This window comes from Neobacillus sp. BF23-41 (assembly GCF_041106275.1).
This window is the reverse complement of record NZ_JBGBPR010000007.1, coordinates 190,085-202,582: the sequence shown is the minus strand read 5'-3', so window position 1 is coordinate 202,582 and position 12,498 is coordinate 190,085. Positions and strand designations below refer to the sequence as shown.

General features: G+C 39.9%; 12 protein-coding genes and 2 pseudogenes. 7 read left to right on the top strand and 7 right to left on the bottom strand.

The features are described from left to right. The first annotated feature begins 92 nt into the window (after positions 1–92). The 3 genes from AB7942_RS13650 (at position 93) to AB7942_RS13640 (ending at position 1,454) form a co-directional block, all read left to right on the top strand. A complete protein-coding gene (locus AB7942_RS13650; protein ID WP_369447255.1) occupies positions 93–356 on the top strand; it encodes a hypothetical protein in 264 nt (87 codons plus the stop codon). Then, the gene (locus AB7942_RS13645) at positions 304–570 is read left to right on the top strand and encodes a hypothetical protein (RefSeq protein ID WP_369447254.1); all 267 of its coding nucleotides are present in this window, start codon (positions 304–306) and stop codon (positions 568–570) included. Before AB7942_RS13650 ends, AB7942_RS13645 begins: the two co-directional genes overlap by 53 nt. Positions 571–911: 341 nt before the next feature. Beyond that, positions 912–1,454: a hypothetical protein gene (locus AB7942_RS13640; protein ID WP_369447253.1), complete on the top strand. Its 543-nt coding sequence runs from the start codon at positions 912–914 to the stop codon at positions 1,452–1,454. Here the strand turns inward: AB7942_RS13640 and AB7942_RS13635 are convergent. The 7 genes and pseudogenes from AB7942_RS13635 to AB7942_RS13605 form a co-directional block, all read right to left on the bottom strand. Further along, positions 1,398–1,940 (bottom strand): annotated as a pseudogene (locus tag AB7942_RS13635) (IS1595 family transposase); the annotation flags it as partial. The gene AB7942_RS13640 and the pseudogene AB7942_RS13635 sit on opposite strands and share 57 nt — an antisense overlap. A gap of 820 nt (positions 1,941–2,760) precedes the next feature. Next, entirely contained in the window at positions 2,761–3,012 is a 252-nt protein-coding gene (locus AB7942_RS13630) for an SDR family NAD(P)-dependent oxidoreductase (protein WP_369447252.1), read from the bottom strand. Positions 3,013–3,282: 270 nt separating this feature from the next. Next, positions 3,283–4,404 (bottom strand): NADH-dependent flavin oxidoreductase, encoded by a 1,122-nt coding sequence (locus AB7942_RS13625; RefSeq protein ID WP_369447251.1) that lies wholly within the window; start codon positions 4,402–4,404, stop codon positions 3,283–3,285. A gap of 173 nt (positions 4,405–4,577) precedes the next feature. After that, on the bottom strand, positions 4,578–5,603 hold the full coding sequence (locus AB7942_RS13620; RefSeq protein WP_335719748.1) for an LLM class flavin-dependent oxidoreductase: 1,026 nt from the start codon (positions 5,601–5,603) through the stop codon (positions 4,578–4,580). A gap of 156 nt (positions 5,604–5,759) precedes the next feature. Next, complete coding sequence (locus tag AB7942_RS13615; protein ID WP_369447250.1) at positions 5,760–6,530, bottom strand: MsnO8 family LLM class oxidoreductase; 771 nt, start codon at positions 6,528–6,530, stop codon at positions 5,760–5,762. Between the two features lie 98 nt (positions 6,531–6,628). Continuing rightward, positions 6,629–7,594, bottom strand: a complete 966-nt coding sequence (locus AB7942_RS13610) for a TIGR03571 family LLM class oxidoreductase (protein WP_335719751.1) — start codon at positions 7,592–7,594, stop codon at positions 6,629–6,631. A 20-nt stretch (positions 7,595–7,614) separates the two neighbouring features. After that, positions 7,615–7,938, bottom strand: a complete 324-nt coding sequence (locus tag AB7942_RS13605) for an ArsR/SmtB family transcription factor (RefSeq protein WP_335719768.1) — start codon at positions 7,936–7,938, stop codon at positions 7,615–7,617. A gap of 931 nt (positions 7,939–8,869) precedes the next feature. On the opposite strand from AB7942_RS13605, the gene AB7942_RS13600 reads away from it, so the two are divergent. The 4 genes and pseudogenes from AB7942_RS13600 to AB7942_RS13585 all read left to right on the top strand — a co-directional run. Then, positions 8,870–9,127, top strand: a complete 258-nt coding sequence (locus AB7942_RS13600) for a DUF1450 domain-containing protein (RefSeq protein WP_369447249.1) — start codon at positions 8,870–8,872, stop codon at positions 9,125–9,127. Positions 9,128–9,454: 327 nt separating this feature from the next. Beyond that, on the top strand, positions 9,455–10,237 hold the full coding sequence (locus tag AB7942_RS13595) for an SDR family NAD(P)-dependent oxidoreductase (protein ID WP_369447248.1): 783 nt from the start codon (positions 9,455–9,457) through the stop codon (positions 10,235–10,237). A gap of 988 nt (positions 10,238–11,225) precedes the next feature. Continuing rightward, on the top strand, positions 11,226–11,660 hold the full coding sequence (locus tag AB7942_RS13590) for an OsmC family protein (protein ID WP_369447247.1): 435 nt from the start codon (positions 11,226–11,228) through the stop codon (positions 11,658–11,660). Positions 11,661–11,826: 166 nt separating this feature from the next. After that, a pseudogene (locus AB7942_RS13585) lies at positions 11,827–12,427 on the top strand (spore germination protein); the annotation flags it as partial. Positions 12,428–12,498 lie beyond the last annotated feature (71 nt).

Genomic DNA, 12,498 nt, shown 5'->3' with positions numbered 1-12,498 from the left:
TTTCTGAAAATTACATAGTACTAGTGCGACTGATTTTGGGTGTACTAGTGAGTCAAATCCACCAATTTTTGAATGAAAGGTGGATTTTTTTAATGCAACCCGTAAGGAAAACTCAGCGAAAAGGTTCGAGAAGTAATCAGAATATTAAACGATTCAAACAAACCGAACAAAAAATGACTCTGTTTGAAATGTTTGAGAGATTTATGATCTTCAAACAAACTGAGGGTTTGGCAAAGCCTACAATCCAAGGCTATTATGAACATTTTAATTATCTCAATGATTACTTGGGAGGGGATGTTCCTAATGAGGAAGTTACGGTTGAATTGTTTCGAAATTATATTGGCTATGCTAAATGACCAAGGTCTAAAACCAACTACCGTTAATGTCCGCATAAGAACTAATCGTGCGTTTTTACGTCATTGTTATCAGGAAGGCTGGATTGATACACCTATTCACGAAAAATTTAAGCCGATTAAAACACCAGAAGATGAAATACAGGCATTTACACCAGCAGAAGTTAAAGCATTATTAAATCAAATTGATGATTCTCGATTTGTCATCTTACTGTAAGAATGGCTTGGCACGATAATAACTGGAATGGCAGAGTCTGTGAAAACCCTGAGGGAAATACATATTGCGTAGGAACACATTCATTATTTGCTGACCGTATTGCAACAAATCGTGATACGAATTTAGAGCAGGAAAATAAAGGGGAATTAATTCAGGATATCCCATTAAATTATACTGTACCATGTTATTGGTCTATAAATGCCTATGCAAATCAGACATTTAATGTGGTACATAGTCATGCTTTCAAGGGGTGAAAAAAAACTATAAAAGAAGTTGTCAAACCCTATTCTGTTTTTATCAACTGGGCACTTCAATTTTCTCACCTTTTTGAAGAATATGGTGTGCTGCTTCCTTATAAGGAATATTTGCAATATGTGGAGCAGAACCCAAATGATGAAGAGAAACTCCATGAAATGAAAGTAACGATTGATGAGCCGGCACTTATTTCGTCATTTAAATATGTTGCCATGGATATTGATGACGATAAATGTCTCTATTTACTGTATATATTAAGGAAATCTCTTCTGAAAATTCAGGAACATTGCTTTATTGCTGACTCAAATGAAATTGTTACTCAATTGGAAAAAGTAAATACACTTATTCAAATGACATGGCAAAAACGGGGATTATATCCATCGCTGGATCATATTCTTGAGTTTTTTGATATGGATGAAAAAGCAATTACTGCCGTTAGGAAGTGGGTGGAAGAAAATAAAGGACTTCAGGATTTATTGACTAATTTGGAGAATGAAGAAGTGCCAGATGATTTAGAAGAATATGAGGACGATTTGTTAGATGTGTATGATCAGCGACTCTTTCAGAAAAATTTGGGCAAAATCAATCAACGTTGTCCCTTTTATATCAGGGACTACCTCCATTTTTAAATAGAGTGGATGTCCTTTTTTGTTCAAGGATAATCCAACTAAGACTTTGGTTTTGTCTGTTCCACGCCCGCGTTTTCCGCCTTCAGATGGCGCACCAAAGAAGGCGTCGTCTAGCTCTACAATGCCTGCTAGTGTATAGTTTGCATCACGTTTTCTTATGGCTTGGCGGATTTTGTGAAGCATGAGCCAAGCAGTTTTATACGTCACTTCAAGTTCTTCAGAAAGTCTAGTTGCTAATACACCACGTTTATCATGAGAGATTAAATAGATGGCTAAGAACCACTTAGTTAAGTCAGTTCTTGTTTTTTCCATCACGGTTCCTACAGTGACAGTAGATTGATATCGGCACTTTTTGCATTCATAAAGCTTGTGCTTCCGCGTTTTTGTTTCGAAATATGCATCGTGACCACATTTCTCACAACAAAATCCATTTGACCACTTCAATAAAAATAAGTGGGCATGACAAGCTTCTTCGGTCGAATATTTTTATTTTTAATAATCTTACGGCCAAGTCAGAGTATTTACTTTAAAAATGTATCAATTTCATTAAGGGCATCATTCAGCATTTGCTGATATGGTGTTTTTTTATTGTTTCATAAAGATTAAAACCGTTCCTCAAAAGTTGCGGAATCAATGATTATACGAAGTTTGGTTCGGTAATTTTTGCTGAATTCGTCTAGAGTCATGAGTTTATTTATTACATAGAGCCGCCGCCTTATCACTTGGTTTAATATCCTCTGGAAACACCGGCTTGTCTGTTACAAGGACAATCCCTTTAAATCAATCATTATCGTTCCAATTGTGAGCCATCTCATAGTGGATAGGGTTGAACAGCACCTTAAGTGCCTGAGAATTATAGTACCACTCTCCCCCCTTTAGGCGGGTTCGCTTCCAATCCAATCGCACCGTAATCTGTCACAGTAGACCGACTCGATCATTAGTAGGTCACTCATTATAATTCTCCTTAATATTAAAAAAATCCCTCGATAAGGGAATCTGACAGGGTATTAAATAAGGGGTAAATCAACCCTTCGGCTAATCCACAGTTGCTATTACATGCAGCTGCTCTCACAAAACCATAACGGCAGCACGACCGCCACATCCCATGGCATGGTCAAGGATTGCTCCACTTTGGGTTCACAAACCTTTTTCTATCGAAAAAACTTCGAGTCCTTGACAATGCCACCATCACCTGTTGCAGTAATCTTGCCGATGACACACACTGAATTAGGAAGATATAGGGTGCTTCATCGGTTTCCTAGTGTAACAGGTGAGGGGAGATGGAGAGGGAAAACAAGCCTATTCCTTATTTGAAGCGGTCGATTGCAGAGGAGACCAGATGTTCCACATCAGATTGTTTCGTTAGATCAGCCTGAACGGCAAGCACATTGCCTCCCAGCTTTTCAATTTCCGCTGCTGCTTCTTTTAATGCTTCTTCACCACGGCCACAAATTACAACATTGGTGCTTTCCTTGGCAAACGCGACGGCAATTGCTTTTCCAATACCTTTACTGCAGCCTGTCACGAGTGCGGTTTTATCTTTTAATCCCAGGTTCACTTTAGATCCAATTCTTTCTATGGGCGTCTATTGTTGATTATATATTAATAATAAACTTCTAGTCATAAACAAATGAACTATTTCAGATTTTCTGCTCTAATACTCAATAAAGGAGGGAAACCACTAAGATGGTTTCCCTTTAAAATGTTCCGTCTTGTTTAGTATAAGGTATATTCTTATACTTGCTGAGCAAGGCCAATTATCATCACGATTCCCATTTTTTGTTGAACAATTCAAGGAAGCAGAGATGGAATGAGATAAGTGCACTCCTTATACAATAGGAAGCCAGCCAGGGATGCCAGTATAGTACTCCCACATTTTATCAGAAATAGCCAGTTCTTTTTGATCTTTTTTAGATAATGTTGTACGGATTTTATCTTCTTCACCGGCTTGTACTTTTTGTACCCACTGAGGTTCCATTATCAATTCCCTCCCTAAAGCGATTAAAGGTACACCTGTTTCAAATGCTTTCATCACTTCATCGGGTGTCCGCAGCATCCCAACACCCATCACAGGAACACGATCGCCGACACGTTCGTGGATCATAACAACTCGAGATGTCTGATCGTTATCATCACGGATTGATCCGTTCCAAAAGCCGCCGACAGAAATATGGAGATAATCCAGCTCCTGGTCCGCTAACTTGTCCACTAATTGCAACGTTTCTTCCATGGTGATGCCAGGATTCTCTCTTTCTTCAGGCGATAACCGATAGCCGATGATAAAAGGTTTTGTTGCATGGTCTGAAACTGCTTTTTTAACAGCGTCAACTACAGCAAGCGGGAAGGAAATACGTTTTTCCAGCGTCCCACCCCACTTGTCAGTTCTGCGATTTGAGTGTGGAGAAAAGAATTGCTGAATCAAATACGTATTGGCACCATGGATTTCAACTCCATCATACCCAGCTTCGATTGCTCTTCTGGTTGCTTCACCAAATGCTTTAATAATTTCATCGATTTCGTCTGCTGTCATTTCCCGAGGTACCACGGCATCGTCCCGTTCCGCTGCTACCGCACTCGGAGCAATTGGTTGACGATCGAGCAATTCTTCAGGCGGGCAGATTCTGCCACCGTGAAAAAATTGTAAAATCGCCTTTGAACCTTTTTCCTGTATAGCTGTAGCCACACGTCTTAAACTAGGGATTAGGGAATCGGAATCTGCACCAAATTCACCCGGGAATCCTTTTCCATTCCTGGTGACGTATGTGCATGCGGTGATTACCGCTCCTACACCACCGGCCCGTTCTTGATAATACGCAACTTCTTTGTCTGATACTTCACCATTTTCATGTGCCGCCGTATTGGTCATGGGTGCCATTGTAATACGGTTCTTTATTTCAACTCCAGAACGGAAGGTAAATGGTTTAAAAGCAGCTTCATATTTTGGATTCATCTTTTTTTCTTCTTTTGTTTACATCAAGTTTATTAAAGGGTTGGGTTTTGCTATTTAGCAAATGGATAACATAGACTACAAAAATTTCTTTAACAGGCACTTTTTTATATTCATTACAAAATAATTTATTGAGATACATTAAAAGCTTGCCATAAGGATCGGCCAGTTTTGACCTATTTTAGCTGAGTAATTTCTGCCAATATTTCATAGGAATGAAGGCGGGCCTTATGATCGTAAACCTGGGCGATTGCCATGATTTCATCGGCTTGACTTTCATCCAGAAACTTTTCCAGCTTTTCTTTTACGATTTGACGACTGCCGACAATCGAAGTTCCTAATTGATTTTCAAGGGCATCTATTTCATAGTCACTCGCTATATCATTAATATTATCCACTGGCGGCTGCAATGGGACTTCCTTCCCGCGCATTAAATTCAAGAACTGCTGCTGCAATGTTGTAGCGAGCCGCTCAGCTTCTTGATCTGTGTCGGCCGCAATGATGTTTAGCCCTACCATTGCATGCGGCTTGTCCAGTACTTTAGAAGGCTTAAACGAACGGCGGTACAGCTGGATAGCCGGCAGTGTGTTATGCGGCGAGAAATGGCTCGCAAATGCAAACGGCAGTCCAAGCTCTCCTGCCAGCTGGGCACTGTATCCGCTTGAACCTAACAGCCAAATAGGTATGTTTAATCCCTCACCCGGAATTGCTTTAACATGACTATATCCTTGTGCCAGGGAAGGGTCAAAGTAATTCTGGAGCTCAGCCAGCTGCTCAGGGAAATCTTCTCCTGAACTTCTCAAGTCACGTCTTAATGCGCGTGCGGTAAGCTGATCGGTGCCTGGTGCACGGCCCAAGCCAAGATCAATACGTCCTGGATATAATGATTCCAGAGTACCAAATTGCTCAGCAATAACAAGAGGTGCATGATTTGGCAGCATAATGCCGCCTGAACCTACCCGGATTTTTGATGTACCTGCTGCAACATGGGAAATGACTACCGATGTTGCAGAGCTGGCGATAAATGGCATATTATGATGCTCAGCGAGCCAATATCGGTTATACCCCAGCTTTTCAGCGAGCCGGGCCAGCTCCAAAGTATTGCGAAAAGAATCAGCCGGCGTACTTCCATCTGCAATTGGAGAGAGATCCAGGACCGAGAATGGAATATCAGTAATTTGTTTTGTATCATTTTCAGGCATATGCTCATCTTCTTTCTTTAAAAATTTCGTTTCAAACCTATAAAAGAATTTACAGGTTGTTTTCTTTGTCTTCTTTTACTGCTTCAATCTAAATCACATTAATTTAACTGATTTAATATCTGCAGAAAATACATCCCTTATTAGACTAGACACTGTTTAATTTACTGCAGCCTGAGCCAAAATTTCATAAGAGCGCAGCCGTGCCTTATGATCAAAAATCTCTGTTTGAGCCAAAATTTCATCAGCGTCAGTCTTTTCTATTAACTCATGGAGCTGTTGCTTCACACCTACAGGGTCCCCGATGATGGAAGTGAAAAGCTGTTCTTCAACCGCCCTGCGTCCATTATCGTTCCAAAGATCGTCCATATTATTAACAGGAGGCAAAATGGGCGAAGGCTGTCCGCTGGTTAACAAAAGAAATTTTTGATACATCGAAGTGGCAAGCCTTTGTGCCTCCAGTTTCTCATCAGCAGCCACCACTTGAACGGCTAACAGTACATATGGCTCCTCCAAAAATTGAGACAGACGAAAATAATCCCGGTACAGTTTTATGGCCTCCATCATGTTACCTGGAGCAAAATGTCCCGCGAAAGAGAATGGTAACCCAAGTATTCCAGCCAATTGTGCACTATAAAACCCTGAACCTAACAGCCAAATTGGCACATTTGTTTTTTCGCCGGGAATGGCGTGAAAGCTAAATGAACCATTCTTAGTGGCTGTTCCTGTACCATAAAGATATGCGATAAGCTCCTCAAGCCGGGCATCAAATTCAGGTTCACCAGCAACCCGCTGCCGCAATACATTTGCTGTATATTGGTCGGTGCCAGGTGCCTGCCCCAATCCAAGGTCGATCCGGCCAGGGAAGAAGGTTTCTAATGTTCCAAATTGCTCAGCCACGGAAAGAGGAGAATAATGGGAAAGCAGCATTGCGCCTGATCCTCCCTCGACAATTGGGGAGGGATCTAGTACTGAAAAGTTTTATTTTCTTTGTCATAATTCTTTCTCCTTTTATACAATTTAATTTTTTAAAGCTGGCCTGTACCTTTATGGGTTGGAAAGTAGGGTAAAACAAATTCTCCAAGTTCCTGGATTACTTCCTCTGGAGGGCGCTTGGAAAAATACAGAACAAACGCCAAATGGTTGACACCAATCGCTTGAAATTGATGAAGTAAATCAACTAAACGGTTTCTTCCCACGGAATAGCCTAAGGGTATGGGGACAGGCATTTCATCGGGATTTTCCAATAAATTGATGAACAAGCTTTGAGAGAAGGGTTTAAAATCTCCTGGAGCATGAACTTCAGTTAAAGCACGATAATCCTGGATAAGCTGCGCCTGTTGAATAATGCTTCTTGGGTATTGAAGCCACCCATCCCCATTCCTGGCTATCCAATTGATAGACTGATTGCTAAATCCAGTCACCATGGTCGGAATCGAAGATACAGGCTTTGGGATTAACCTCATATCTGTACCATCGATCAGCCCGGCGTGGCTGTGGATTGTCGGCTGATCCTCTTTTAACAGCCGGTCGAGAATTTCGAAATTTTCTTTAAATAACGGACCGCTTTCTTGCTTAGATATCCCTAAAGCTGTAAAGTCTTTTTCCCTGTCCCCTGATGCCACTCCCATAATCAATCTACCTGGAAACAATTGATCAATTGATGCAGCTTCCTTGGCTACCCTGACGGGGTGGCGCAAAGGGAGAACTACACTTCCTGTCACTAACGCAATGTGCTTCGTATAGGCAGCAAGATAAGTCAAATAAATCCATAAATCGTACTTTTGGCCGTTATCATCAATATTCAAATTCTGCATCGTAATATCACGGAGCCATAATGAAGAAAAGCCATATTCTTCAATTTTACGGGCAAGCTCCAGCTGATTCTCCATAATCGGATTTTTAGACATCCTGGCAGTCGGGAGGATAAATCCGAGTGTCATTTTGTCTTTCTGGTACATGCTGTTATAGGCACGATGATTTTGAAAACTCACTCTTGGTCCTCCTTAAAAGGTTATATTTTTGAGCCTATATAGTTTTCAAACTGTTTAATGGTTTCCTCATTGCGTCGATAATAAGTCCATTGTCCGATTCGTTTCATTTCCACCAGCCCGCTTTGCAATAGGATAGACAAATACTGGGAGGTAGTGGGCTGTGATAGTCCTACTTTGCTGCGAATATCACTAACACAAACCCCTCCATCAAAGCCTTTTTCTTTGATGACATGGGCCTGCGGGGAAAAATTATTATCAGGTTCTTTCAACATTTGCAGAATATTTACTCTTATTTGATTTGACAGAGCCTTGAAAATTTCAACTGCCTGTTCGTCATTTATCATATTTGATTCCCGATTCAACGATGCCCGCCCCTTTCTGATCTTATTAAAATCTATTTTGCTTGGAATGCGTATAAACTAATCGAACAAAAGGATATTGATAATTTGCGATATCTCTATATTATTTTCCTTTATACCCAAAATCAAATTTTATGCTTTAGACAGGGCTAGGAAACGGCTTTAAAGGAACTACACAAATTAGCTTAGAGAACAGGTGGCGGAGAGATGAGGATTATTTTGCCCATCTTTTAAATGGTTTGGGTTGGTATATAGCTTTGAAAAATCAAGACTTTAAAAGGATAGGTGAAAAAACTTCTGATGAAGATGATGTTATAGATGACGATACAATGTCTATGGATTCTGTTGCTTCGTTTTGAATGGTTCTCTTGAAGGGGTAAGGAACGATTCGCTGTTTGAGAGGCCAATCTGGAAAATATAGTAATTTAAAGATAACCTATCTCCGATGATAGGTTTTTTATTTTAGTATAAATGAAGTTTTCAAAAAGTTCTTACAAAGAGAAGGGATATAATTTGCCGAGTATTCAGGATACCACCTACCCCAGAATCAAGAGCAACCTGACAGTTAAAGAATTAGATGAAGTTTATACACCTCAACGATGTTCGGCATCGTTCCAGTAGGATCCAACCAGGCACCGCACAGCCATAAATCAGTCGCTCTTGACTTTGTTGCCTATGCAGCGCCTGGAACTTATACACTGGTAGGAGATAAGGTTGATCCTGAAACATCCGAAATCATCGACCCGATCCGTATCGACTGGGTACCAGGAAAGGCATTCGTAACTCCTCCAGGATTATGGCACTCTCACCATAACGAGTCCGGAGAGCCGGCATTCATCATCCCAATTCAGGACGCGGGCCTTCAGACATACCTTCGTACTTTGGATATTCAATTCACTCATTACGACCAGGACTAATGAGAGTAGCCAAGTTTTGTGAGCGTAACATTAGAGTGACGGAGGCCGGAAAAGCGTTGGAATTACTCCGCCTTGAACATCATACAGAAGTTGATGTAAAAGTCACAGATTGCTTTAGAAGGTGCCTGGAGTGCCGGGTAAAACCCATTTGCCGCATCCAATTAACGACTGTAGAAGCAAAAGATGCGGAAGGTTTAGTAAAGAAAATCATCCAATCGATTCATCAAAAAGTCAGGCTGACCCCGAGGTTCTTATGAACACTTACAGGGCCAGCTTTTTTATTTTCAGAGGAATTTGAGATATAATAAAGTTATATCCTGGAATTTGGAAGGAATTTATTTCTATGAAAAAAAGGGTTAAATTAGTTGTTGGGATTTTCCTGATCTTTAACCATTCCAGGTTTTTAAGATAATGGATTATTTGGCTGGGCTTTATTAGCAAAGAAAGTAAGAATGAGTTTGGAAAAACTTAGTCGCTTCCGATGCACATAAAATTTTTAACTGCAGGGGAACTGATATATAAAAACTGTACATACTATCATAATCCTTTCGAAGATTTGAATTTAAACCAAATGAGGTGGAAAAATGGCAAAAGAATTAACTGGCGTACATGCAGTTGTTACAGGAGGATCAAGCGGTTTAGGATATGCCATGGTAGAAGCACTTCTTGATGAAGGAGCAACGGTTGCAGTGGCATCCCGTCCGGGAGCAAAAATGACGGAAGCTGTAAAAAACCTTCAAGATAAGGGATATTCGAATGTTTTTGAACTTCCATTGGATGTCAGGTCAGAGGAATCGGTACAAGATGCAGTGAACTGGGTAAAAACGGAATGGGGTAAGATCGATGTCCTCGTGAACAATGCCGGGATAGGCATGAGGACTGTAAACCCAAAATTCCTTAGAGAACCACAGCCTTTCTATCAGGTCTCTCCTGAAGGGTTTCGAAATTTAATCGATACAAATGTGACCGGTTATTTCATAACCTCCCGGGGATTCGCTCCTCTGATGGTCGAGCAGGGAAGAGGAAAAATTATCAATATATCGATGAATTATGAAACCATGAAACGAAAAGGATTTGTCCCATACGGCCCTTCTCGTGCCGCAACCGAGTCCCTGTCATTTATCATGGCTGAAGACCTGCGTGAATTTGGAGTGACGGTAAATATGCTTCTTCCTGGCGGGGCCACCGTAACCGGAATGATACCTGATGAAGTGAGAAGGGAACTTGAAGGAAACTCTCAGCTTCTGAAGCCGGAAATCATGGCAAAACCTATCGTTTATCTTGCTTCCGAGCAATCTGAAGGATTAACAGGTGAACGCCTAGTCGCAACCGAATTTGACAGCTGGTTAAAAAATAGAACCAAATAAAATGAGTGAAGAGACTTCTTCTTTGGCAATATGAAGGAATAGAGAAAGAGACTTATTTTTGCGGTTTTTCGTTCATCGGGGTTATGAATGACTTTAGGACGGGTTGTCCTTATATTTTTCTCATGATGATAAATTGGTTATAAATGGTAAAAAGGTCAATAATCTATGGAAATGAGCCAATCTTAATCAAAAATGAGCCAACCCCGCCGGAAAATGAGCCAATCAAGTGCCAGAATCAGCCAATCCCCCTGATAAATGAGCCAATAAGAAATTAGAGTTTAATTTCCTCCATTCTTTTTCTTGCTTTATGTAAACATTTATTCATTCATAAGTTACTGGCTGAATATTAGGATAGTTGAACAACAAAAAGATGTTAATTACTTATTATATGCATTTATTGTCACCAGCATTGGACTGATTGGAGCAATAATTTATAGAATAGTATCTAGATTTTTTATAGGAACTTATTTGACAAAAACATTAAAGGCTGCAATTCAATTAGTTTGTATGATACTGTCCTTTGGAGTAGGAATGGACTTTTTTTGTTTTTTTAAAACATTGGGGACATTATTGTTGATGTTACCCTAGTTTGGTTTGGTGCTTTGGTAGCACAGTTTGTTTCAATTTTACAACTTATAAAATAGCCTCTTCCGAACGGCAGGATTTATTTTCAGATCGTTGAGAAATTTCTTCTCACCGATCTGTACAAGACCTTCGATTCATTCGAATACTCTTAAGGCTCTATTCGCAAACTTTGTTGCTTTTTAATATATTATAGGTTCAAAATTCATTCATTATCGTATAGTTAGAAAGTAATTGTACCGAACCAACATTAATTGCGCGGAATTTGGTCTTAATTACACCGTAATCAATGTTTTGTACCGTATTTTTCATCTTTCGTGAACTACTTGCGATACCAGTAGAATAAAAAACATATATGAACGAACATGATATAAATATAATTTATTTATTTGAAGGAGTGTTAAACATGGCTGATATGAAAATAAATGTGAATGCTGTTTGGGATGGTGGAGTAAAAGGGAATGGAACCCTTAAAGCGGAGTATCTTGATACAAAAATCGCTATTCCTACATCTTTAGGAGGTAGTGGCAACGGAGCAAATCCAAAAGAGATTCTTGTTTCTTCGGTAACTACTTGTTATACAGCAACTCTTACGTTTGTACTTGCAAGCAGAAACCTTCCTGTTGCTGAACTTACAGTGAACTCAGAGGCAAATATATCTGATAATGAATTTAAAATTATCCATTATCCTCACATCGTTTTATCTAAAGATGCAACAGAAGAACAAATTCAATCCGCACAAAGAGCGACGGAAGCAGCAGATAAAGGGTGCGAAGTCGGAAATTTATTGAAAAAAGCAGATGTTAAAATTGAAATTCAAGGTAAAGTTTCTTTGAAATAAACTGATTCATTCAAAGATGTAGTAATTTATTTTTAGACCTGTTAAATAAAACGGTGTTTTAAATTTAAGGCGGCGATTCTGCTGCCTTTTTTATGTGAGGAAACAACTAAAATTGCGCATGAAGAACTAGTAGTAAACATTCCACTTATACATTCCAAATAACATCGTGGCTTATATTGATGGGGTTACTAATAAAAAGTACATTGAAACCATTACCCAACGCTTAAAGAAGATTGATTTTGATATCGTTTTTGATTCTTCTCAATTACATCAAATGATTTCTGATAATAGATTTACGCCGTTGCCCCTTCTGTTATCAACCGAACGCATAGACCGCACAGTTTTTAGTTTAACTAGGGGTCAGGTAGCTGTGTTTAGTAATGGTTCAGGATATGCGATCATTGGACCCGCTACATTGACGGATTTTTTTATTTCTCCGGAAGATTACTACTTACCGTGGGTGCTTGGCTCCTTCTTCCGTTTGATACGAATATTCAGTGTTCTTTTTTCTATATTCGCCACTTCTATCTATATTCGCCACTTCTATCTATATAGCCGTTTTAACGTATCATTATGAAATGATTCCTAAAGTTTTACTTGGCCCGCTTAGTTTCTCGCGGCATAACGTTCCGTTCCCGCCGGTTTTGAAAGTGCTTTTTTTAGAGTTTACGATTGAATTGCTGTGTGAAGCAGGAGCACGTTTACCAACGAAAGTAGGACAAACTCTCGGTATTCTAGGTGGTATTGTTATCGGTCAAGCATCAGTCACTAATCCCCTACTCTAACAGATCTATCGGAAATAGCACAACCGCAAAAATACCGTCGCAGGTGAAATAAG